The sequence below is a fragment of the Actinoallomurus sp. CA-150999 genome (assembly GCF_050942425.1).
In the GTDB taxonomy this organism is placed as follows: Bacteria; Actinomycetota; Actinomycetes; order Streptosporangiales; family Streptosporangiaceae; genus Actinoallomurus.
The window spans coordinates 10,011,203-10,032,454 of record NZ_CP192063.1 but is presented as its reverse complement, the minus strand read 5'-3'; the positions used below and the strand labels follow the sequence as shown (position 1 = coordinate 10,032,454).

Annotated in this window: 19 protein-coding genes; 14 read left to right on the top strand and 5 right to left on the bottom strand. The window is 70.7% G+C overall.

Features of this window, described 5'->3' with window-relative positions; genetic code table 11:
• Positions 1 to 57: 57 nt before the first annotated feature.
• Complete coding sequence (locus ACQP2O_RS46155) at positions 58 to 1,896, top strand: ABC transporter ATP-binding protein (protein WP_433175890.1); 1,839 nt, start codon at positions 58 to 60, stop codon at positions 1,894 to 1,896.
• 26 nt (positions 1,897 to 1,922) lie between these two features.
• Here the strand turns inward: ACQP2O_RS46155 and ACQP2O_RS46150 are convergent, their stop codons facing one another.
• Positions 1,923 to 2,828 carry an NmrA family NAD(P)-binding protein gene (locus tag ACQP2O_RS46150; RefSeq protein WP_433175889.1) on the bottom strand — a complete coding sequence of 302 codons (906 nt, stop codon included), beginning with the start codon at positions 2,826 to 2,828 and terminating at the stop codon, positions 1,923 to 1,925.
• A gap of 101 nt (positions 2,829 to 2,929) precedes the next feature.
• Between ACQP2O_RS46150 and ACQP2O_RS46145 the strand changes: the two genes are divergently transcribed.
• The 3 genes from ACQP2O_RS46145 to ACQP2O_RS46135 are packed head-to-tail and all read left to right on the top strand — an operon-like array spanning position 2,930 to position 4,708.
• Positions 2,930 to 3,475 carry a TetR/AcrR family transcriptional regulator gene (locus ACQP2O_RS46145; protein WP_433175888.1) on the top strand — a complete coding sequence of 182 codons (546 nt, stop codon included), beginning with the start codon at positions 2,930 to 2,932 and terminating at the stop codon, positions 3,473 to 3,475.
• A gap of 29 nt (positions 3,476 to 3,504) precedes the next feature.
• The gene (locus ACQP2O_RS46140; RefSeq protein WP_433175887.1) at positions 3,505 to 4,149 is read left to right on the top strand and encodes an HAD family hydrolase; all 645 of its coding nucleotides are present in this window, start codon (positions 3,505 to 3,507) and stop codon (positions 4,147 to 4,149) included.
• 52 nt (positions 4,150 to 4,201) lie between these two features.
• Complete coding sequence (locus ACQP2O_RS46135; RefSeq protein WP_433175886.1) at positions 4,202 to 4,708, top strand: DUF6912 family protein; 507 nt, start codon at positions 4,202 to 4,204, stop codon at positions 4,706 to 4,708.
• 122 nt (positions 4,709 to 4,830) lie between these two features.
• On the opposite strand, the gene ACQP2O_RS46130 is transcribed toward ACQP2O_RS46135, so the two are convergent.
• From ACQP2O_RS46130 to ACQP2O_RS46120, 3 genes are read right to left on the bottom strand one after another with little or no spacing between them, the layout of a single operon-like run.
• The gene (locus ACQP2O_RS46130; RefSeq protein ID WP_433175884.1) at positions 4,831 to 5,937 is read right to left on the bottom strand and encodes an ABC transporter substrate-binding protein; all 1,107 of its coding nucleotides are present in this window, start codon (positions 5,935 to 5,937) and stop codon (positions 4,831 to 4,833) included.
• A gap of 51 nt (positions 5,938 to 5,988) precedes the next feature.
• A complete protein-coding gene (locus ACQP2O_RS46125; protein ID WP_433175883.1) occupies positions 5,989 to 6,900 on the bottom strand; it encodes an ABC transporter permease in 912 nt (303 codons plus the stop codon).
• Positions 6,897 to 7,640 carry an ABC transporter ATP-binding protein gene (locus ACQP2O_RS46120; RefSeq protein ID WP_433175882.1) on the bottom strand — a complete coding sequence of 248 codons (744 nt, stop codon included), beginning with the start codon at positions 7,638 to 7,640 and terminating at the stop codon, positions 6,897 to 6,899. The genes ACQP2O_RS46125 and ACQP2O_RS46120 overlap by 4 nt, the downstream gene beginning before the upstream one ends.
• Before the next feature lie 547 nt (positions 7,641 to 8,187).
• Here ACQP2O_RS46120 and ACQP2O_RS46115 point away from each other — a divergent pair.
• The 7 genes from ACQP2O_RS46115 to ACQP2O_RS46085 all read left to right on the top strand — a co-directional run bounded on the left by ACQP2O_RS46115 (position 8,188) and on the right by ACQP2O_RS46085 (position 15,342).
• The gene (locus ACQP2O_RS46115) at positions 8,188 to 9,879 is read left to right on the top strand and encodes an ATP-binding protein (RefSeq protein ID WP_433175881.1); all 1,692 of its coding nucleotides are present in this window, start codon (positions 8,188 to 8,190) and stop codon (positions 9,877 to 9,879) included.
• A complete protein-coding gene (locus ACQP2O_RS46110) occupies positions 9,876 to 10,577 on the top strand; it encodes a response regulator (protein ID WP_433175880.1) in 702 nt (233 codons plus the stop codon). The genes ACQP2O_RS46115 and ACQP2O_RS46110 overlap by 4 nt, the downstream gene beginning before the upstream one ends.
• Positions 10,578 to 10,671: 94 nt before the next feature.
• Positions 10,672 to 11,385, top strand: a complete 714-nt coding sequence (locus tag ACQP2O_RS46105; protein ID WP_433175879.1) for a hypothetical protein — start codon at positions 10,672 to 10,674, stop codon at positions 11,383 to 11,385.
• 61 nt (positions 11,386 to 11,446) lie between these two features.
• Positions 11,447 to 12,082 carry an HAD family hydrolase gene (locus ACQP2O_RS46100; protein ID WP_433175878.1) on the top strand — a complete coding sequence of 212 codons (636 nt, stop codon included), beginning with the start codon at positions 11,447 to 11,449 and terminating at the stop codon, positions 12,080 to 12,082.
• A 138-nt stretch (positions 12,083 to 12,220) separates the two neighbouring features.
• Positions 12,221 to 13,849, top strand: coding sequence for an L-glutamate gamma-semialdehyde dehydrogenase (gene pruA, locus ACQP2O_RS46095; RefSeq protein WP_433175877.1), 1,629 nt, complete (start codon positions 12,221 to 12,223; stop codon positions 13,847 to 13,849).
• A 116-nt stretch (positions 13,850 to 13,965) separates the two neighbouring features.
• A complete protein-coding gene (locus tag ACQP2O_RS46090) occupies positions 13,966 to 14,499 on the top strand; it encodes a hypothetical protein (protein ID WP_433175876.1) in 534 nt (177 codons plus the stop codon).
• 138 nt (positions 14,500 to 14,637) lie between these two features.
• Positions 14,638 to 15,342 carry an HAD family hydrolase gene (locus tag ACQP2O_RS46085; RefSeq protein WP_433175875.1) on the top strand — a complete coding sequence of 235 codons (705 nt, stop codon included), beginning with the start codon at positions 14,638 to 14,640 and terminating at the stop codon, positions 15,340 to 15,342.
• Positions 15,343 to 15,506: 164 nt separating this feature from the next.
• On the opposite strand, the gene ACQP2O_RS46080 is transcribed toward ACQP2O_RS46085, so the two are convergent.
• Positions 15,507 to 15,908, bottom strand: a complete 402-nt coding sequence (locus ACQP2O_RS46080; RefSeq protein ID WP_433175873.1) for a class I SAM-dependent methyltransferase — start codon at positions 15,906 to 15,908, stop codon at positions 15,507 to 15,509.
• 54 nt (positions 15,909 to 15,962) lie between these two features.
• On the opposite strand from ACQP2O_RS46080, the gene ACQP2O_RS46075 reads away from it, so the two are divergent.
• From ACQP2O_RS46075 to ACQP2O_RS46065, 3 genes are all read left to right on the top strand, one after another.
• Complete coding sequence (locus ACQP2O_RS46075; RefSeq protein WP_433175872.1) at positions 15,963 to 16,706, top strand: AraC family transcriptional regulator; 744 nt, start codon at positions 15,963 to 15,965, stop codon at positions 16,704 to 16,706.
• Between the two features lie 77 nt (positions 16,707 to 16,783).
• On the top strand, positions 16,784 to 18,736 hold the full coding sequence (locus ACQP2O_RS46070) for an acetoacetate--CoA ligase (protein WP_433175871.1): 1,953 nt from the start codon (positions 16,784 to 16,786) through the stop codon (positions 18,734 to 18,736).
• 249 nt (positions 18,737 to 18,985) lie between these two features.
• Positions 18,986 to 20,881: a protein kinase domain-containing protein gene (locus tag ACQP2O_RS46065; protein ID WP_433175870.1), complete on the top strand. Its 1,896-nt coding sequence runs from the start codon at positions 18,986 to 18,988 to the stop codon at positions 20,879 to 20,881.
• The last annotated feature ends 371 nt before the right edge of the window (positions 20,882 to 21,252 follow it).

Sequence of the window (21,252 nt, the reverse complement as noted above, 5' to 3'; positions counted from 1 at the left end):
GCGACTCTTCATGCCGGCCATCGAGGACCTGTGCGGAACGAAACGGAAGGTGAGACGGTGAGCGACTCCACGGCCCTGGCCATTGAGGACCTGAACGTCTCCTTCACGGGCGGCCCCGAGACGGTGCGCGCGGTCGACGGCGTCAGCATCCGCGTCCGACCGGGCGAGATCGTCGCGGTCGTCGGCGAGTCCGGGTCCGGCAAGAGCGTCACGTCCATGTCGGCCCTGGGCCTGCTGCCGCCCACCGCCACCGTGAGCGGCACGATCCGGGTCGGCGACGTCGATGTCACGACCCTGGACGGCGCGGCGCTGCGGGCCGTACGCGGTTCCGAGATCGCCATGGTGTTCCAGGAGCCGATGACCGCGCTGAACCCCGCGTTCACCGTCGGCTGGCAGGTGGCGGAGGCGCTTCGGCTGCACATCGACGGCCTGTCCCGGAAACAGGCCCTCGACCGCGCCGCCGAGCTCCTGGAGACGGTCGGCATCCGGGACGCGCGGCGCAGGCTCGGGCAGTACCCGCACGAACTGTCCGGCGGCCTCCGCCAGCGCGTCATGATCGCCATGGCGATCGCCTGCGAGCCGAAGGTACTGATCGCCGACGAGGCCACCACCGCCCTGGACGTCACCGTGCAAGCGGAGATCCTCGACCTGCTGCGCGGCCTGCGGGACCGGTTCGGCACGGCGATGCTCGTCATCACCCACAACATGGGCGTCGTCGCCGACATCGCCGACCGGGTCATCGTCATGTACCAGGGGAAGGTCGTCGAGGAGGCCCCGGTCGAGGAGCTGTTCGCCCGGCCGCAGGCCGACTACACCAAACGGCTGCTGAGCGCGGTCCCGCGCCTGGCACCCCGAGGCGACGCACCGCGGACCACGCCCGGAGCCGAGACGGCCCGGGACGACGAGGACGGGTCGGCGGACGGCGCGAACGCGGCACACGCGGTACGGGACGACGAGGGCGCGGCGGACGTCCTCGCGGACGGCGCGAACGTGCCACACGCGGTACGGGACGACGAGGGCGTGTCGGCGGATGTCCTCGCGGACGTGCCACGGGCGGTACGGGACGACGGCGGTCCGGCGCTGGCCATCGAGAACCTCGTCGTGCAGTTCCGCGGCAAGGGCGGCACCAAGGTCCGCGCGGTCGACGACGTCTCGCTCACCATCGCCCCGGGCGAGGTCCTCGGGCTTGTCGGCGAGTCGGGATCCGGCAAGTCGACCGTGGGCCGCGCGGCGATCGGGCTCATCGGCCCGGACTCGGGCACCGTACGGCTGCTCGGCGACTCGCTGACCGGCGCGCGGGGGCGGGCGCTGCGGCGGCTCCGGCGGCGGTGCGGCATCGTCTTCCAGGACCCGGCGTCGTCTCTGGATCCCCGGATGACCGTCGGCGACTGCATCGGCGAGCCACTGGTGATCAACAAGGTCGGCGACCGGGACGAGCGGGTCGTCGCCCTGCTGGAGAGCGTCCGGCTCGACCCGGCGGTACGGCTCCGCTACCCGCACGAGCTGTCCGGCGGGCAGCGGCAGCGGGTCGGCATCGCGCGGGCGCTCGCCCTCGACCCCGACCTGGTGATCGCCGACGAGCCGACCAGCGCCCTCGACGTCTCGGTACAGGCCGCCGTGCTCGATGTGTTCCTGGAGCTGCAGGCCCGCCTCGGCTTCGCGTGCCTGTTCATCACGCACGACCTCGCCGTCGTCGGACTGGTCTCCGACCGGGTCGCGGTGCTGAACCAGGGCCGGCTGGTCGAGGAGGGCCCGCGCGACCAGGTGCTGTTCGACCCGCGCGAGGACTACACGCGCCGCCTGGTCACCTCCGCACCCGTGCCCGACCCGGTGGAGCAGCGCGAACGCCGGGCCCGCGCCGCCGCTCTACGAAAGGCGGATTCCGCTGGAACGTGAGAGGTGCTGGTCGGTGTCGGCGGCGCTCACTCCGAGCGTGCTGCCTCGTGAGCCCACTGCTCGAAGGTCGTCGTCTCGATGCCCAGCGCGTGGGCCATCTCCGGGCGGGCCGGTGCCGGGTAGGTGTCCATCCGCCGCTGTGACTTCGCCAGTTCCGGCGGGATTCCCCAGGCGACGGCCTGCTCCGGGGTGCTCGGCAGCTCGATCGGCGTCGCCCGTACGGAATTGAGGATCTCGACCGCGCGGCGCAGGGACAAGTCGTCTCCCGCGAGTTCCAGCACGACCTCGTGGAAGCGCTGCGGATCCGCGAGCGCCGCGAGCGTGGCCGTCCCGATGTCCTGGACCGCGATCCACGGACGTGCGACGTCGAGGTCATTGACGACCGTCAGCCGGTTCGACGTGAAACCCGCGAACCACAACGACGGCTGTCTCAGGTTCTCCATGAAGCCGGCGGGCCGCAGGATGGTCCAGGTGCGGAAGCCCGCCTCGCGTACCACCCGCTCGGCCTCGATCTTGCTGCGCCAGTAGTGGGCCGGGAACGCTCCCCAGCGTTCCTCGTCGAACGCCTCGGGGTCGTCGTTGCCGGCGCCCGACACCGATGAGTGCACGATCTGCTCGATCCCGGCCTCCCGGCTCACCGCCACCAGGTTGCGGGCACGTTGGACCTCGAAGTCGGCCATCAGGTTCGCATAGTCCGCCGTCTCCAGTGAGAACACCGCGACCGCCCCGGCCGCCGGTTCCTTGAGGGAGGCGGGATCGTCGAGGTCGCCGCGTACCAGCGTCGCTCCCGCCGCGGCCAGCCGGAGAGCCGCCGCGGACGACGGATCCCGGACCAGCGCCCGGACCGGCCGCCCCGCCGCGAGCAGCGCGCGGGCGACCGCGCCGCCCTGGTTGCCGGTCGCTCCCGTCACCAACACGGGATCGGTTGTCATGAGTACCCCTCTCGTCAGCGAAACGGGGTTCCACCCCATTTCTGGTTGTGGACTATATGGGGTGGCCCACCGTTTGTCGAGAGACGGTTAGGATCGGCGCGATGACCAACCAGCAGATCCCGCAGCGCGCCGACTGGCGGCGCAACCGCGAGCGCCTGCTCGCCGCCGCCGCCGAGGTCGTGGCGCGGGACGGCGCCTCCGCCTCACTCGAGGAGATCGCCCGGCGGGCCGGGCTCGGCTCGGCGACCTTGCACCGGCATTTCCGCTCTCGCGAGGCCCTGCTGACCGAGGTCTTCCATGAGGGCGTCGCGCGACTGGCGGCACGTGCCCGGGAGCTCAACGAGACGGCGGGCGGCGACGGGCTGGCGGTCTGGCTGGAGGAGCTGACCCGCTACACCGCCACCACCCGCGGGCTGGCCGTTTCCCTGCGGCCCACCGAGACCGCCGGCGGCTGCCACGGCTTGCTGGCGGATGTCGCCACCGACCTCGCGGCGACCGCGGTCAGGGCCGGCCGACTGCGCCCCGAGGTCACGGTCGATGACCTGCTCGCCCTGGCCAACGGCATCGCCATCCGAGCCGAGGACGACCCGGAGCTGGCCACCCGTCTGCTGCGGATGGCCATCAACGGCGTGGAGCCCCGGGCCTGACCCGGAGACCGACCGCTTACCATCGGCGCGTGACAGTGCGCGGACTCATCACGGATTGGGGTGGCGTGCTCACCACGCCGCTGAAGGAAACGATCACGGCGTGGATCGAGGCGGACGACATCGATCCCGAGGCCTACAAGCTGGTGATGCGGGAGTGGGTGAGCGAGGCGTACGCCGGCGACGGCGCGGTCAACCCCATCCACGGGCTGGAGGACGGCTCGCTGAGCCCCGCGGAGTTCGAACGGCGGCTGGCGGAGCGGCTGCGCACCCGGACCGGCACGACGGTGCCCGCCGACGGCCTGCTGACCAGGATGTTCCACGCGTTCGAACCCGTCGAGCCGATGTACGACGCGCTGCGCCGGGCCAAGGCCGCCGGCGTCCGTACGTGCCTGCTGTCGAACTCCTGGGGCAACACCTACCCCCGGGAGCTGTTCGCCGAGCTGTTCGACGCGGTCGTGATCTCCTCCGAGGTCCGGCTGCGCAAGCCGGACTCGGCGATCTTCCACCACGCCCTGGAGCTGATCGGGCTGCCGGCGGAGGAGTGCGCGTTCGTCGACGACATCGAGCACAACGTGCGCGCCGCCGAGGAGCTCGGCATCACCGGCGTGCACTACGTGGACACCGAGAGCACGGTCACCCGGCTGGAGCGCCTGCTGGGCATCTCCTTGACCTAGTCCGCGACGGAGCGCGCATTAGCGGTCCCGTACTGGCACACTCTCCAGGGTCATGCGTGTCTATCTACCGTCCACCCTCAACGGCCTGGCGCGGATCCTTCGTGATCGCGAGCTCGGGCCGGTGCCGCTGACCGCCTATGCCGTGACTCCGGCGTTGCGGGAGTGGTATGCCTCCGCGGACCTCGAGGAGCTCGAGTACGCCGCGATGTCGGACGCCGCCAAGGCGTCCCTCCGGCTGCTGGCCGACGACCCGGAGGCCCCGTCCCGTCGCGTCGTCATCGTCGCCGAGGTGCCCGACAAGGCCGTCACCAACGCCGTCGGCGACCTGGTCCACGCCGAGGACCGCGCGGTCGTGCGGGTGTCGGAGCCGATCCCGTTCAACAAGATCGTCTCCGGCCACATCGACGACGCGGAGGCCGAGCCGGATGTCCGCGCCGCGCGCGCCGCCATCGAGGCCGCCGACGCGGGCGACGAGGACGCCCGGTTCACCGTCGACGGCGCCTCCGGGCACGACCTCATGTGGTACGCCACCCAGGAGCTGCAGCACCTCTTCCCCTAACGGCCAGGCTCAGCCGATCGGCAGTCCGCAACAGCGTTGTGCCGGGTGGCGCAGTCCTGATTCTGGCTGCCTGCCACCCGGCACACTCGTCGGCCCGGCTCCTGACGCTCTCGGGCGCGGACTCAGCCGCCGCTACCGGACGAGACCGGGAATCCCTCCGCCTTGTTCGCCGCGAGGGCGTACTTGTTGGTGTAGGTCTTGCTGATGTCGACGGTCTGTCCTTTGACGGTTCCGTCGACCTTGGCGGTTTCCAGGACTGTGGCCGGGCCATTGGCGGGCATGATCCCGTCGGGCAGGAACTGGGCTTTGTCCTGGGCAAGGGCCGCGATGTAGTCGGCCTTGGTGGTCAGACCATTGGAGACGTATGTGGCCGGGAGCGCGTTCGCGATGTCGGCGGCGCTGTGCGTGTTGATCCAGTGCATGGTCGCGACCAGCGCGTCGACCACCTTTTGCGCCGTGGCCTCGTGCGACGTGGCCCAGCTCTTCAAAGTGAGTACCGCCGCGGACGGCCATGCGCCGCCCATCCACTTGTTGACGCCGGCCGTGGTGGCGAGATCGATCACCGATGTGCCGGCCCCGGCCTTCTCGACGCCATTGACCGTGGGCTGAGTGGTTATTGCGCAATCCACCCGACCCTTCTGCAGCGCGGCGAGCAGTGTCGACCCGTCGCCCACACCGACCCGGTGGAACTGACTGGTGGACAGGTGGTTGTGCGCGGCCAACATGAGGATCAGGTCGTCGGTGCCCGAGCCGAGGTCGGTGACGCCGATGCTCTTGCCCGCAAAGCCGGCAGCGGAGGTGACACCCGACTTCTTCGAGCACAGCACGCGCTCACCGGGCGCGCCGCTCAGCTGCGCGAGGCTGATGACGTCCTTGTGCTTCAGCTGGAAGTCGATGGTGTGGATGTACCAGGCGCCTGCCATGTCGACCTGCCCGGAGGCCATCGCGTCTTCCGCGCCGACGCCGCCCGCGCTCTCGGTGCTCAGCTTCATCTTGACGCCGTACTTCTTGTAGTAACCGAGCCGGTCGGCCAGCTCGTACGGCAGGTAGATCTGCTTGTCGATGCCGCCGACCATCATCGTGACCGTCGGCAGGCCGCCACTGCTGCCCGAGCCGCTGCTGGAGGAACTGGAGCCGCAGGCCGTCAGGCCGCCCGCGGCGACCAGACCGCCGGCGAGGGCCAACGCGACCGTTCGCCTGGACCTTTTGAAGAAGGCTTTCTTACGCATGCCTGTTGAGCCCTTTCATGGTGGAGGAGAGGAGAAGAACTGAGTTCGGACTCAGAGACCTGGGGTCTCGGACGTGGCCGGCGGCTGCCAGGAGAGCAACCGTCGTTCGAGCAAGGTGATCCCGCCTTCGGCGGTGAGCGCGATGGCGCCGATGATCAGCATCGCCGCGAAGACGCCATTGGGGTTGAAGTGGTTCTGCGCGTTGGAGATGACCAGACCCAGACCGTGCTGCGCACCGAGGAACTCGCCGACGATGGCGCCGATGACGGAAAAGCCGAAGGCCACGTGCAGGCTCGCGGTGATCCAGGTGAGCGCCGAGGGCAGGATCACGTGGCGGACGATCTGCAGCCGAGAGGCACCGAGCACTCGAGCGTTGTTGACGAAGACCCGGTCGACCTCGCGGACGCCCTGGAAGGCGTTGAAGAACACCACGAAGAACACCAGGACGGAGGCGAGGAGTACCTTCGCCGGGGTACCCAGGCCCAGCCAGACGAAGAAGATCGAGCCGAGCACGATGCGCGGGATCGCGTTCACGATCTTGATGTAGGGCCCGATCACATCAGCGAGGTAGCGCACCTGTCCGAGCAGGACTCCCAGCACGATGCCGGCCACGACGCCGTAGACGAAGCCCAGCACGGCCTCTTCCATGGTGATGCCGATCTGCTGCCAGACGGAACCGAACTCGGTGCCGTGCTCGATCCAGTCGCGCAGCTGGCCGACGATTCCGGTGGGTTCACCGAAGAAGAACGGATCGATGATCTTCAACTGTGCGAAGAGCTGCCAGCCGCCGACCACGACGACGCCGACCAGGGCCCGGCCCAGGTTCACCTTCAACTTGCGCTGACGTGCCTGACGCAACGCCCTGGCCTTGACGGTGGCCTCGTCGGCGACGATCTCCGGCTGCTGGGCGGAGGGCACCTCGGCGGGTGTCTGCGCCGTGCGGCTCCCGGACGTGCTACTCATGACGCATCTCCCTCCGCGTCCTGCGCCGCGCCGGTGCGGGCGTAGGCGCGCTCCACCTCGTCCTTGAGGGACTCCCAGATCTGCTGGTGCAGTTCGAGGAAGCGCGGGTCGAACCGGATCTCCTGGACCGCACCGCGCGGGCGCGGCAGGTCGATGTCGTACACGCCCTTGATCGTGCCGGGGCCCGAGGTCATGACGACCACCTGGTCGGCGAGCGCGACGGCCTCTTCCAGGTCATGGGTGATGAACATGACGGACGGCTTGAGCTCCTCCCACAGGCCGAGCAGCTCGTTCGACATGATCGCCTTGGTCTGCACGTCCAGGGCGCCGAAGGGCTCGTCCATCAGCAGGATCGACGGCTCGTTGATCAGCGCCGCCGCCATGCTCGCGCGCTTGCGCATGCCTCCAGAGAGCTGGTGTGGGTGGTGGTCCTCGAACCCGGCCAGGCCCACCCGGCGCAGCCAGTCCCTCGCATCGGCCTGCGCCCGCTTCTTGGAGACGCCGCGGAATATCGGGCCGATCGCCACATTGGCCAGAACCGTCTTCCACGGCAGCAGCGCGTCCTGCTGGAACATGAAGCTGACGCCGTCGGTGATGCCGTTCACCTCTCTGCCGCCGACGCGAACCGTGCCGGCACTCGGCCGGTCGAGGCCGGCCACCATGCCCAAAGTCGTCGACTTGCCGCAACCTGTCGGCCCGACGACCGCGCAGAACTGTCCCGGCTCCACCGTGAAGTTCACATCTCGTAGTGCGGTGAACACTTTCCCCGCCGGAGATGTGAAACGTCTTGTCACTCCCGACAGCTCGATGCGCGCGTTCTCCCGTCCCGGCGTCACGGCGCCAGGACCGGCCGCCGGACTCACTGCCTGGTCACTGCCAGCAGCCATCGCGTCCGTCTCCTTTCGTCCTCGCGTTAGCGGAGTACGAAGAAGCTAGGACTGCCTGCAAGTGACTTCCATATTTCATGCGTTAGTCGCGGTAGCGTTCGTTAACAGCACTTTTGTTTATTTTGTTCATGGCCGGAGTGCCCCGGTGAGCGGTGGTGGGACGGTTTCCTTGCCGAACCCCCAGGCCCTGATGGGGCAGTGCGCGGGGCGTACGGGCCGTCGACGACGCGTCCGTCAAGAGACAGGGTGCCCTCCCCGGTCGCGTCTCGCGTGCGCGGAACGTGAAACACCGTCGGGGTTCGAATCGGATCTTGGGCTTTCGACGGTTTTGAGCGTTTTGCTTATGTCTCGGTCCAGACAAAACGGACTTCTCGCTCGCATCCCTTGGCATACTCATGCCATGTGGCCTGCGGGCGGCCGGAAGCTGTCCACCCGTATCCTGACCAGCCAGCTCAGCATTCTTGCGGCGAGCATGCTGGTCGGGTTCGGGCTGTTCGCCCACGAGGAGCGGGCGAAACTGGACGATCAGTACCGCCAGCGCGCCCTCGCCATCGCCGAGACGGCGGCGGGCACGCCGGAGATCAAGGCGGCGATGGAGTACGGCGACGCCGGCGACGTGGTGCAGAGCACCGCCGAGCGGATGCGGAAGGCCGCCGGTGCGCGTTACATCGTCGTGCTGGATCTTCGCGGAATCCGCCACTCCCATCCCGACCCCGCGCTGATCGGGAAGCCGGTCACCGAACCGCTCGTCGCCTCCGACGGAAACGGCCACACCGGAATCGACCCCGGCAGCCTCTGCCGGAACGCCAACGGCAAGGCCCCGCTGTACGGGCCGTCCGGTGCCCTGGTCGGAGAGGTCTCCGCCGGGATCTGCGAGCGCGCCGTCTCCAGCACGCTGTGGAGCGAACTGCCCGCCTTCGGCCTGTGGATGAGCATCGCGCTGGCCTTCGGCGCGGCCGTCTCGTACGGGCTCGCGTGGCGGCTCAAGCGACGTACGTTCGGGCTCGAACTGGACGAGATCGCGGGGCTCCTGCAAGAACGCGAGGCGATGCTGCACGGGATCAAGGAAGGCGTGATCGGCTTTGACCGTACGGGCCGGATCAGCATCGTGAACGACGAGGCCCGGCGCCTGCTCCGGCTCGGTGGCACCGTGCTCGGCAGACCGTTGGAGGAGGTCGTGCCGGTCGGGCGTCTGCGCGACGTCCTGGCCGGCGCCGACGGGGGAGTCGACGCCTCCGTGCTCACCGAAGAGCATTATCTGACGATCAACCGCCGGCCGGTGCGCCTGCGCGGCCACGAACTCGGCGCCGTGGTGACACTCCGGGACCGCACCGAGATGTCCGGGCTGCTGCGCGAGCTGGACGGCGTGCGTGCCCTGACCGACGCGCTCCGGGCCCAGCAGCACGAGTTCTCCAACCGCATGCACACCGTCGCGGGGCTGCTGGAGCTCGGCGACCATGACGAGGCGATCGCCTACCTCACCACCGCGCAGGGCGCGGAGGCGGCGCTGTCGGAGTCGGTGCGGGAGCGCATCGCGAACCCGCTCGTGGTCGGCCTGATCCTGGCGAAGTCCGTGGTCGCCGCCGAGCGTGGCGTCACCCTGACGCTCACCGAGGACTCCTGGCTGGGAGAGTCCCCCTCGCACGTCCAGGCGGTGCTCACGATCCTCGGCAACCTCGTGGACAACGCCATCGATGCCGCTGGGAGGCCGCAGCCGGGAGCACCGGCGGTGCGGCCCGCCGAGGTGACCGTTCGGCTCACCGACGGTGACGGGATCACGATGGTCGTCTCCGACACCGGGCCCGGCATCCCGTCCGGCTGCGCCGATCTGATCTTCGCGGACGGGTACAGCACCAAGCACGCCGATCGCGACGGCACGGACGATGCGAGGCGAGCGTTCGAGGTGCGCCGTCGCGGGCTCGGCCTGGCCATCGTCCACCGGCTCGTCCGCCGGATCGGCGGCACGATCCGCGTCGGCGAGGGCCACGGGGCCACCTTCACGGTGCGGCTGCCCGACTCCACCCGGCCCCACGAGGCCGGCGAGCGTCGCGAGCCCGGTCCCCCGCCACACGCGAAGGAGACGATCGGATGATCGGTGTGCTGGTCGCCGATGACGACTTCCACGTCGCCAAGATCCACGCCAAGTACGTCGAGCGCGTCCCGGGGTTCGAGGTGCTCGGGCAGGCGCACAGCGCCGCCGACGCGCTCACCGCCGTCGCCGAACTGCAGCCCGATCTGGTGCTGCTCGACATCTACCTGCCCGACGACAACGGCCTGAACGTCATCCGGCGGGTCCTCGACCAGGCGGCCCGTGACGACGGTTCCGCGCCTCCGGACTTCATCGTGATCAGCTCGGCCCGCGACGTGGCGAGCGTGCGACGGGCCATGCAACTCGGAACCGTGCACTATCTGGTCAAGCCCTTCGGCTTCGCGGCCCTCCGGGAGCGGCTGACCGCGTACGAGGAACTCCACACCCGGCTCACCACACTGGACGACCAGACCGCCGATCAGGCCGATGTCGACGCGCTGTACGGCCTGCTCCGTGGGCCCGCGGCCCTGCCGTCGAGCCTGCCGAAGGGGCACTCGGCGCCGACGCTGCAACGCGTCCGGGACGCCGTACGGTCGGCGTCCGGGGACATGTCGGCCGCCGAGGTCGCCGCACTCGTGGGCATCAGCCGCCCGACCGCCCAGCGGTATCTCGCCTACCTGGCCCGGCACGGCGTCGTCGAGCTTCAGCTCCGCTACGGGGTCACCGGCCGGCCGGAGCATCGCTACAGCACGACCCGCTGACCCGCACCGTCATCGCGGGCGCAGCCGCGGACCAAGCCTGTTCCGCGTCGGCTCACGGAACCCGCGCCGGACGTACGAGGCGTAGCCTGACGCGATGCGCGTTCCCCGCCGTACGGCCGGACACGGCGGTCCTCCGGACATCTCGCTCGACGCGCTCGCCGACGCGCTGACCGCCCTGCGGACGGCGCGCTCCTCCTCGCAGGGCGTCTACGCGGGCTACGACCGTGATCGGCCGTACTCCGTGGAAGGGGTCTCGGATTTCGCCGCCGGACGGGGACATCACCGTGGCCGCATCGGTGAGGTCCCTCTCGAGCAGATCCTGATCGGCGACCGGTGGTTCCACCGCCTCCCTCCCGGGGAGGCGGTGCGTCTCGGCAAGAAGTGGATACTCAGGCCGGATCCGTGCGGAGGAGAGCGGATCGGGGGAGCCCGGGAGCTGGCACCGGCGATCAGGGCCGTGCGGCCGGCAACGGTGCGTTCCGCCCGGGAAGACGGTCTCCGCCGGTACACCGTCCCGCTCGCGCCACCGCTCCGGTCGGCCGATCCGGCCGTCGCGCGCATCGCGGCGCACATGCGTCATCACGGCATGCTGCGGATCACGCTGGACGTCTGGGCGGACGACGATCTCGACGTCCGCCGCGTGCGGACGCACTTCCGGAGGCTGCGGTCGGTTCGCGTCATGCCGTTCGCCGTGGTCACCTCGGAGTACCGGGACTTCGGCATCCCCGTGGACATCGAGGAGCCCGCGGCCGAGGACGTGATGCCGGATCCGAAGCCGCCCCCCTCCTGCTGGGGCCGCCGCCCTTGACCCGCCGGCGCGATGATCTCTCCCCGCGACCGGTCGCGCCGTGGCTTATCCTCGGAACGCTATGACGCACATTGTCTGGGACTGGAACGGCACGCTCTTCAACGATCTCGACGCCGTCGTGGACGCGACGAACGAGATCTTCGACTCGTACGGACTGGCGCGGGTCGACCTGGACTCGTTCCGGGCGATCTACACCCGTCCGATCTGGGCCTGCTACGAGCGCATGCTGGGCCGCTCGCTGGAGGACGGGGAGTGGGAGCGCCTCGACGCGGCCTTCCACGACTCCTACCACCGGATGATGGAGCGCTGCCGGCTCGCGGCGGACGCCCGGCACGCGATCGACGCCCTCGCCGACGCCGGGCACAGCCAGTCCCTGCTGTCGATGTGGCACCACGACCGGCTGACCGTCGCGGTCCACGAGTACGGCATCGGGGACGTCTTCCGCCGGGTCGACGGCCTGCGGCCGGAGGAGGCCGGCGGGTCGAAGGCGGAGTTCATGGTCCGGCACCTGTCCCGGCTCGGCGTCGATCCGGCCGAGGTGGTGGCGATCGGGGACAGCGTCGACGACGCGGTGGCCGCCCGGCACGCGGGGGCGCGCGCGGTCCTGTACACGGGAGGCATGCAGGGGAGGGCCGAGCTGGATCGGTTCGGGGTCCCCGTGGTGGACCGGCTCACCGAGATCTCTGCGTACATTTGACCTGCGTGAAGCGTGTTTTGTCCGCTTGACAGCGGCATGCGAGGATGCCTAGAGCGATCCTCACAAGGGATCGTGACCATGATCCCGACCCCGGGATCGACCTGACAACGCTGTCACGAACTGCGGGGTGCTTTTCTCATGGACGCTGTGACGAACGTACCGGTCCCCGTGAACGAGCCGGTCAAGGCGTACGCCCCCGGCAGCCAGGAGCGGGCCGCTCTCGAGGCGAAGATCAAAGAGCTGGCCGGCGAACAGATCGACCTGACGATGACGATCGGCGGCGAGCAGCGGCCGGCTGGCGGACGGCCCATCGACACGGTGCAGCCGCACAAGCGCCGGCACGTCCTCGGCCAGGCCCGGGAGGCCACCGACGACGACGTGCGCGCGGCCGTCGACGCCGCGCGGGAGGCCGCGCCGGCGTGGCGGGCCCTGTCGTTCGACGACCGGGCCGCGATCTTCCTCAGGGCGGCCGAGCTGCTGTCCGGCCCGTGGCGGTCCACGCTGAACGCCGCGACCATCCTCGGCCAGTCCAAGTCGGTGCAGCAGGCCGAGATCGACGCGGCGTGCGAGCTGATCGACTTCCTGCGCTTCAACGTCTCGTTCGCCCGCGAGCTGTACACCCAGCAGCCCATCAGCTCGCCCGGCGTGTGGAACCGCCTGGAGTATCGGCCGCTGGAGGGCTTCGTCACCGCGATCACGCCGTTCAACTTCACGGCGATCGCCGGCAACCTGCCCACCTCGCCCGCGCTGATGGGCGACGTCGTCGTGTGGAAGCCCTCGCCGACCCAGCAGTTCGCCGCGCACTTCACGATGCGCCTGCTGGAGGCGGCCGGCCTGCCGCCCGGCGTGATCAACCTGGTGACCGGGAACGGCGAGGCCGTCTCCAACGTCGCGCTGCGCCACCCCGACCTGGCGGGCGTCCACTTCACGGGCTCCACCGCGACCTTCCAGCATTTGTGGCGCACCGTCGGGGAGAACATCTCCGGCTACCGCGCCTACCCCAGGCTGGTCGGCGAGACCGGCGGCAAGGACTTCGTCGTCGCCCACCCGTCGGCCGACCCGCGGGTGCTCGCCACCGCGCTGATCCGCGGCGCGTTCGAGTACCAGGGCCAGAAGTGCTCGGCCGCCTCGCGCGCGTACGTCCCGCGTTCGGTGTGGAACACCATGCGCGACGACTTCCTCGGCACCGTCGAGTCCCTGACCGTCGGGAACGTCGCCGAGGACCTGTCGGCCTTCATGGGCGCGGTGATCGACGACCGGGCGTTCGCCAAGCACCGGGCGGCCATCGAGCGTGCCCGCTCCCACGACGGCATCGACATCCTCATCGGCGGCGGCCTCGACGACTCCGAGGGCTACTTCGTCCAGCCCACGGTGTTGCTGAGCGGCGACCCGGAGGACGAGATCTTCACCAAGGAGTACTTCGGCCCGATCCTCGGCGTGCACGTCTACGACGACGCCGACTACGACACGGTGCTCACCCAGATGGAGAGCGCCGCGCCGTACGGGCTGACCGGCGCGGTCGTCGCCCAGGACCGCCGGGCCATCGCGGAGGCGTCGGAGAAGCTGCGGTTCGCCGCCGGCAACTTCTACGTCAACGACAAGCCGACCGGCGCGGTCGTCGGCCAGCAGCCGTTCGGCGGCGCGCGGGCGAGCGGCACCAACGACAAGGCCGGCTCGATCTTCAATCTGATCCGGTGGGTGAACACCCGCTCGATGAAGGAGACGTTCGTGCCGCCGACCGATCATCGGTACCCCCACATGGGGTGATCGCCTCGGCTCCCCCCGGCCGGTAACGTTCGTCTCGGACGGGCCATGGCATAGCCTGTGACCAGGCAGGATGCATGGCACGCCGACAGCAGACCGGGGGGACTGTGGGGCGTCTGATGTCAGTGGCCGCCGTCGTCGTGTGTGCGGCGGCGGCGGGGTTCGCGGTGAAGGCCCTGACCGTGCCCGAGTCGCATTCCGCCCGCGTGGTCGACGTGGAGGGCGACGCCGACCTGGGCCGCCTCACGCTGCGCGCCGACCCCCGGCTGACCCCCATGGCGGGGGACCGGCTGGTGCCCGGAGACCGGGCCGGCTACAGCTTCAGCGTCACGAACGCCGGCCCGGACACCATCCGGCACGTCGTGGTCCGCAGCGTGAAGGTCGCCGCACCGGGGACCGACGACCGGCTGGCCGTCGTGTCCGTGAGCGACCCGTCATGCTGGGGAATCGGCCGGGTCGAGTGCATCTTCCAGGAACTCGTCCCGGGACGGACCAGGACCGTCCACGTGGTCGTGGACACCCCCGCGAACCGGCCGCCGCGCGGCCGGATGGTGATCCACACGTTCATGGGCCGCTTCACCGAGCCCGTCGGCGGGGCGATCCCGCTTGAGGTGATCGGCGAGATCAAGGCGACGACGGGCCGCTTTCCCTGATGGTCGGCTGACGGTTCTCGCTTCGACCGGCCGCTTTCTTCGACGGTTTCCCTGACGGTTTGCATCGGCGGGCCGGAGCCTCCACGATTGACCGGCGAGTCGACCGGTACTCGCGGGGAGTACGTGCAGGAGACCGCCATGCCTCGTCTGGTGCTGTGGAACGTCGATCACACGCTGGTCGACGTCGGCAAGGTGACCCGGGAGGCGTACGCCGAGGCCTTCGAACGCGTCACCGGACGGCCGCTCGTCCGGCTCGCCCCGACCCACGGGCGCACCGAGTCGGAGATCATTTTCGAGACCCTGGCGTTCAACGACGTCGAGACCACCGAGGACCACCTGCCGGAGTTCATGAGCGCGCTGGCCGACGCGTTCTCGGCGCGCAAAGCGGCCGTCCGCAAGGAGGGGCGGGTGCTGCCCGGCGCCCGCGAGGCCCTCACGGCGGTGGCCCGGCGGCGTGACGTGGTGCAGTCGGTCCTGACGGGCTCCATCCAGCCGAACGCGATCACCAAGCTCAAGGCGCTCGGCCTCGACAAGTACCTCGACTTCAAGGTCGGCGGGTACGGCTCGGAGACCTACCCCAAGGCCGCCCTGGTCGAGCTGGCCCGCAGCCGGACGGGGGAGAAGTACCACACGGTGATCGCGGAGTCCGCGACCGTGCTCGTGGCCGACTCGCCGCGCGACGTGCAGGCGGCCGGGATCGCCCACGCGAAGATGATCGCGGTGGCGACCGGCACGGCCACCCAGGCGGAGCTGCGTTCCGCCGGCGCGGACGTCGTGCTGCCGAGCCTCGCCGAGACCGATCAGGTCGTCGCCGCGATCGAGGACCTCACCTCCGGCTCCTGACGGAGCGATCAGCCCGGCCGGCGGGCCGTGAAGTTCACCCGGCCGGGCATCCGCCACACGCGGACGTCCGCGAACCCCGCCGTCGTGAGCCGCGCCGGAAGCGTGCGCGGGTCGACCGGCACCATCGTGTCCCGCAGGTGGATCAGCCGGAACCGCAGGCTCGGCTACCCGTCGCTCCCCGCGAAGACGCCGCCGGGGCGCAGGACCCGGCACGCCTCGGCGAAGAGCCTGTCCTGCAGGGCGGGCGACGGGACGTGGTGCAGCATCGTGAAGCAGACGACTCCCGTGAACGACGCGTCGGCGAACGGCATCTCCGCCGCGTCACCGTGGACGATCTCGGTGTCGAGCCTCCGCCGCAGGAGGGCGACGTATCGCTCGTCGACCTCGAGGGCGGTCAGCTTCGGCACCCGCTCGGCGAGCAGGCGGGTGGTGACGCCGAGTCCGGGGCCGATCTCCAGCACCTCCCCGCCCAGGTCGAGGTCGTCGAGCACGGCCGGGAACAGCCCCGTCCGCACCTTCTCGGCCCACTTGTCCGAGGCGCAGATTCGATCGTGCAGCAGGTTCATGCTCCGGAAGCTACGTCGCCGGGCCGTGGCCGGAGCGTTCTATCCTGCCGGGTGATGTCGCGAAACAGCCAGCAGGGCGACGGCACGGTCCTCGTCGCCGCCTTCGACACGGCCGGTTGGCAGTTCGACCGGCATCACCACGAGGAGAACCAGCTCGCCTGGGCCGCCACCGGAGTCCTCACGGTGTCCACCGAGGGGACCGCGTGGGTGCTGCCGCCGACCCGCGCGCTGTGGATCCCCGCCGGGGTCGAGCACGTGACGGACGCCGACCGCCGTACGACCTTCCACAGCGTCTACCTCGCCGCCGAACGCGGGCCCCGCTGGACGGAGCCGACGCCCGTCACGATCACTCCGCTCGCGCGGGAACTGACGCTGCACCTCGCCCGGACCGAGATCGACCCCGCCGCCCGTCGCCGCGCCGAGGACGTCCTGCTCGACCAGCTCGCCGCCGTGCCCGCGACGACGATCACGGTGCCGATGCCCGGGGACCCGCGGGCCCTGGACCTGGCGCAGGCCCTGGTCGCCGACCCCGGCGACCCGGCGACGCTGGGCGAGTGGGGGCGGCGGGTCGGCGCGGGGGAGCGGACCCTCGCCCGGATCTTCGTCGCCGAGACGGGGATGACGTTCGGCCGCTGGCGCACGCAGGCCCGGCTGCGTTCGGCGCTGGTCCTCCTCGCGCGGGGAACGCCCGTCGCGGTCGTCGCCCGGCGCGTCGGCTACGCGACGCCCAGCGCGTTCGTGGCGGTTTTCCACAGGGCGCTCGGAGTCTCTCCGGGCGCGTACTTCGGCACGCGATAACGTCCGAAGAACGGCCGTTTGCGGCCCGGTGGCCGTCGGCTCGATGCTGGAGCCACGAGATTGCGAGGAGGCGTGCCGTGTCCGTTGCCGAGGGTGACCTGCTGTGGGAGCCGTCCGAGGAGGTCCGCCGGACCGCCCGTGTCGCCCGTTTCATGCGTGAGCGCGGGTTCGGTTCGTATGACGAGCTGTGGCGGTGGTCCGTCACCGACCTGGAGGGCTTCTGGGACGCGATCTGGGCGCACTTCGACGTGCTGGGCGAGCGCGGCGAAGGGCCGGTGCTGGAGCGGGCGGAGATGCCGGACGCCCGCTGGTTCCCCGGTGCGACGCTCAACCACGCGCGGAACATGCTGCGCCGGGCCGAGGAGGATCCGGACGCGACGGCGGTGGTGTTCCGTACGGAGGCCGACGACGACGGGCCGCGCCGATCGCGGACGCTGACCTATCGCGAGCTCGCCGCCGAGGTCGCCGAGGTGCGCGCGGGGCTGCGGGCCCTCGGCGTCGGCCGGGGCGACCGCGTGGCGGCGTACGTGCCGAACATCCCCGAGGCGCTGGTCGCCTTCCTCGCGACCGCGTCCCTCGGCGCGATCTGGTCGTCGTGCTCGCCGGACTTCGGCGCGCCGAGCGTGATCGACCGGTTCACCCAGATCGAGCCGAAGGTGCTGATCGCGGTGGACGGCTACGCCTACAACGGCAAGCGGTTCGACCGGTCCGCGGTGGTCCGCGACATCCAGGCGTCGCTGCCCACGCTGGAGGCCACGGTCACGATCCCGTACCTCGACTCCGACGCCGTCGCGATCGGCGGAGACCACGCGATCCGGTACGCCGATCTGCGGCGCTCCGGAGAGCCGCTCGCCTTCGAGCCGGTGCCGTTCGACCATCCGCTGTGGATCCTCTACTCCTCGGGCACCACCGGTCTGCCCAAGCCCATCGTGCACGGGCACGGCGGCGTCGTCCTGGAGCACCTGAAGTCCCTCAGCTTCCAGCAGGACCTCGGCCCCGGCGACGTCTTCTTCTGGTACACCACGACCGGCTGGATGATGTGGAACTACCTCATCGGCGGCCTGCTCGTCGGCGCCACGGTCGTGCTGTACGATGGCGCGCCCGGCGGTGACACGCTGTGGCGGCTGGCCGCCGACACCGGGGTCACCTATTTCGGGGTCGGCGCGCCGTACGTCCTGGCGTCGATGAAGGCCGGATCCGACCCCGCCCGGGAGCACGACCTGTCCCGGATCCGGGGGATCGGCTCGACCGGCTCGCCGCTGCCGCCGGAGGGCTTCCGCTGGCTGTACGACCACGTCGGACGCGATCTGCTCGTCGGCTCCTTCTCGGGCGGGACCGACGTGGCGACCGGCTTCGTCGGGCCGTGCCCACTGCTGCCGCTGCGTGCCGGCGTGATCCAGTGCCGGGGGCTCGGCGCGAAGGTCGAGGCGTACGACGAGAAGGGCGATCCGGTCATCGGCGAGGTCGGCGAGCTGGTGCTCACCGAGCCGATGCCGTCCATGCCGATCTACTTCTGGAACGACGAGAACGGCGACCGCTACCGCGACTCGTACTTCGGGGTGTACCCCGGCATCTGGCGCCACGGCGACTGGATCAAGATCCTGCCCGACGGCGGATGCGTGATCTACGGGCGGTCCGACTCCACCCTCAACCGCGGGGGAGTCCGCATGGGCACCGCCGACTTCTACCGCGTCGTCGAGGGGTTCGAGGAGATCGCCGACTCGCTGGTGGTCGACACCGGGCAGCTGGGCCAGGAGGGCCGGCTGCTGCTGTACGTCCAGCTCGCCGAGGGCGTCACCCTGTCCGACGACCTGGTCGGCCGGCTCCGTACCGCGCTGCGGTCGACGCTGTCGCCCCGGCACGTCCCCGACGAGATCCGGGTGGTGCCCGGCGTCCCGCGAACCCTCTCCGGTAAGAAGCTCGAGGTTCCAGTACGTAAGATCTTGCTCGGCACGCCCATCGACAAGGCGGCGAATCCGGACGCGATGGCCAACCCCGAGGTGTTGCGGCACTTCACGCCGGATTCGTAATCCGCCGCCGAGCCGGGCGCGTCTCTTGTATGGGACATATCCGTCACCTGGCACGGCCCGCTCTGGGCCTGCGGAGTCGGTGAGGGATATGTTCGGCAGATGCGGTTCGTCGTCATGGCCGGATCGGCGGGTTGACCTGGGCTGACAATCCCGGTCGACCGAACCGGCCGGACGCCGACCGCGTCTCAACCGGTATGCCCGACCGTGGGGACGGTCGGCGGGGAGCTTTCGGAAGGGATGCGGACGGCCATGGACCGGACTGCGGGAGACCACAGCGCGAGCCCCCTGCAGCCAAGGGATCCTCGGCGGCTGGGGGCGTACGACGTCATCGGCCGGTTGGGGAGGGGCGGCCAGGGCGCCGTCTTCCTGGGCACCTCCCCCGAGGGCACCCAGGTCGCGATCAAGCTCCTCCACCCCGAACTCGCCCAGGACGCCAACGCACGCGCCCGCTTCGTCCGCGAGGTGACCGCCGCCAAGCGGGTCGCGCGGTTCTGCACCGCGCAGGTGCTCGACGCCGACGTCGAGGGCGACCGGCCCTACATCGTCAGCGAGTACGTCCCGGGACGGTCGCTGTACGACCTGATCAAGGAGAGCGGGCCGCTCAGCGGCGCGCCCCTCGAACGCCTGGCGATCGGCACGGCCACCGCGCTCGTCGCCATCCACCAGGCGGGCGTCGTGCACCGTGATCTCAAGCCGCACAACGTGCTGATCGGGCCCGACGGCCCGCGGGTCATCGACTTCGGCATCGCGAAGGCCCTGGACACCACCGCGACGGTGTCCAGCCGGATCGTGGGCACGCCCGCCTACATGGCCCCTGAGCAGATCCGCGGCGAGACGGTCGGCCCGGCCACCGACGTCTTCGCGTGGGCCGCCACGATCGTCTTCGCCGCCAAGGGCGCCCCGCCGTTCGGTAGCGACGCGATCTCCGTGGTGGTCAGCCGCATCCTGCTCGAGGAGCCCGAGCTCGGCGACCTGCCCGCCCCGATCCGCGCGCTCGTCGCCGGATGCCTGCAGAAGGACCCCACGGACCGGCTCACCGCCAGCGCCCTGCTGCTGCACCTGCTCGGCGGGGGCGGTCAGGAGGCCCGTCCCCAGGAGCCGCACACCGAGGTGCTGCCGGCGGTCGAGACCATGGCCGACGCGGGCCCCGCGACGGTCCCCGCCGACCTGCTCGAACACGCCGCCACGGTCGCGGCCTACCGGACGCCGCCCCAGGGCACGGCCATGCCCGGCACTCCGCACCCCGGCGCCGCGGCGGCGACCCACAAGACGCCCGTCGGCGCTCCTAAGCCCCCCGTGGGGGCTCCCATGACCCACAAGCCACCTGTCGGGGCTCCGAAGCCGCCTGTGGGCGCTCCCGAGCCGCCCGCCGGGATCCGCGCGACGGCCGCCGAGACGCCCACGGCGCCCGTCACGGCACACGGAATGCCCGACCCGGGCGCGGGCGCTTGGACCGCCAATTTCGGCGCGACCGGGCAAACGCCGGGCACGCGGACTCCGTACGCGGGGGAGTCGACGTCGCCCGTCCTGCCGGACGCGTACGGCACGGCGGGGACGACGCGCGGCCGCTGGTCGGGCCTGTCGCGGGGCCGCCGGGCGCTCGCCGCCGCCGGCGCGGCGTTCGTCGCGGCCGCGGCGATCGTCAGCGCGATCGCGCTGACCTCCAACGCGGACGATCACTCCGGACAGCGGACCGGTTACCAGCCGCAGGGCACCCAGAGCCAGGTCTCCCCGTCGGAGACCCGGAAGACGTACGGAGGCGTGCCGGCGCACCCGGCGGCCAGCCACACGCCGTCCCATACACCCACGCCGACGGACTCCGAGCCGTCGACCTCCCCGGATCCGTCCACCTCGACGAGCCCGAGCACGGGTTCGAGTGGTAGCGCGACCCCGACTCCGGGCGGTGGCACGTCCCACACTCCCGGCGGCGGCGCGTCGCACACTCCGGGTGGTGGCGCGAGCCACACCCCGGGTGGCGGCAAGACTCCCGGCGGCGGAACGACCCCTGGCAGCGGCGCCACGCACGGATCCGGGAGCGGTGGCGGGACGGGGACCGGTGGCTCCGGTTCGACCGGTGGCGGCAAGGCGTCCAACGCCGCCCCTGACGCCCATTCTGGGGCCACGACCAGCGCCGAGGGTCGGTGAATCCGCTTCACCGAGTCGGCTGATTTCGGTTTTCGCGTTAACCTGGCCGCCGTGAGCACAACACCACAACGGCGTGGTGCGGCCGCGTCCGATTCCGGCGTGTCCGGATTCGGGTCCGGCATGCCCGGGCGTAGCTTCGTAATCCTTCCGCGAAAACACGGTCCCTCCGCCGGGAACGCCGACAGCACGCGTTCCCCGAAGCCGGTGCCCGACCGTGACCGTCATGACGACCTCAGGCGACTCGCCGAAGATCTTCTCGAATCCGACGATATGGCGGCGCTGCGCCGAGCCCATGAGCGTGTGAAGCACTGCGACGGTACTGAGGGAGACTTGAGATGAGGGGCGAACCGACGACGGGTCGGAGCCGACGA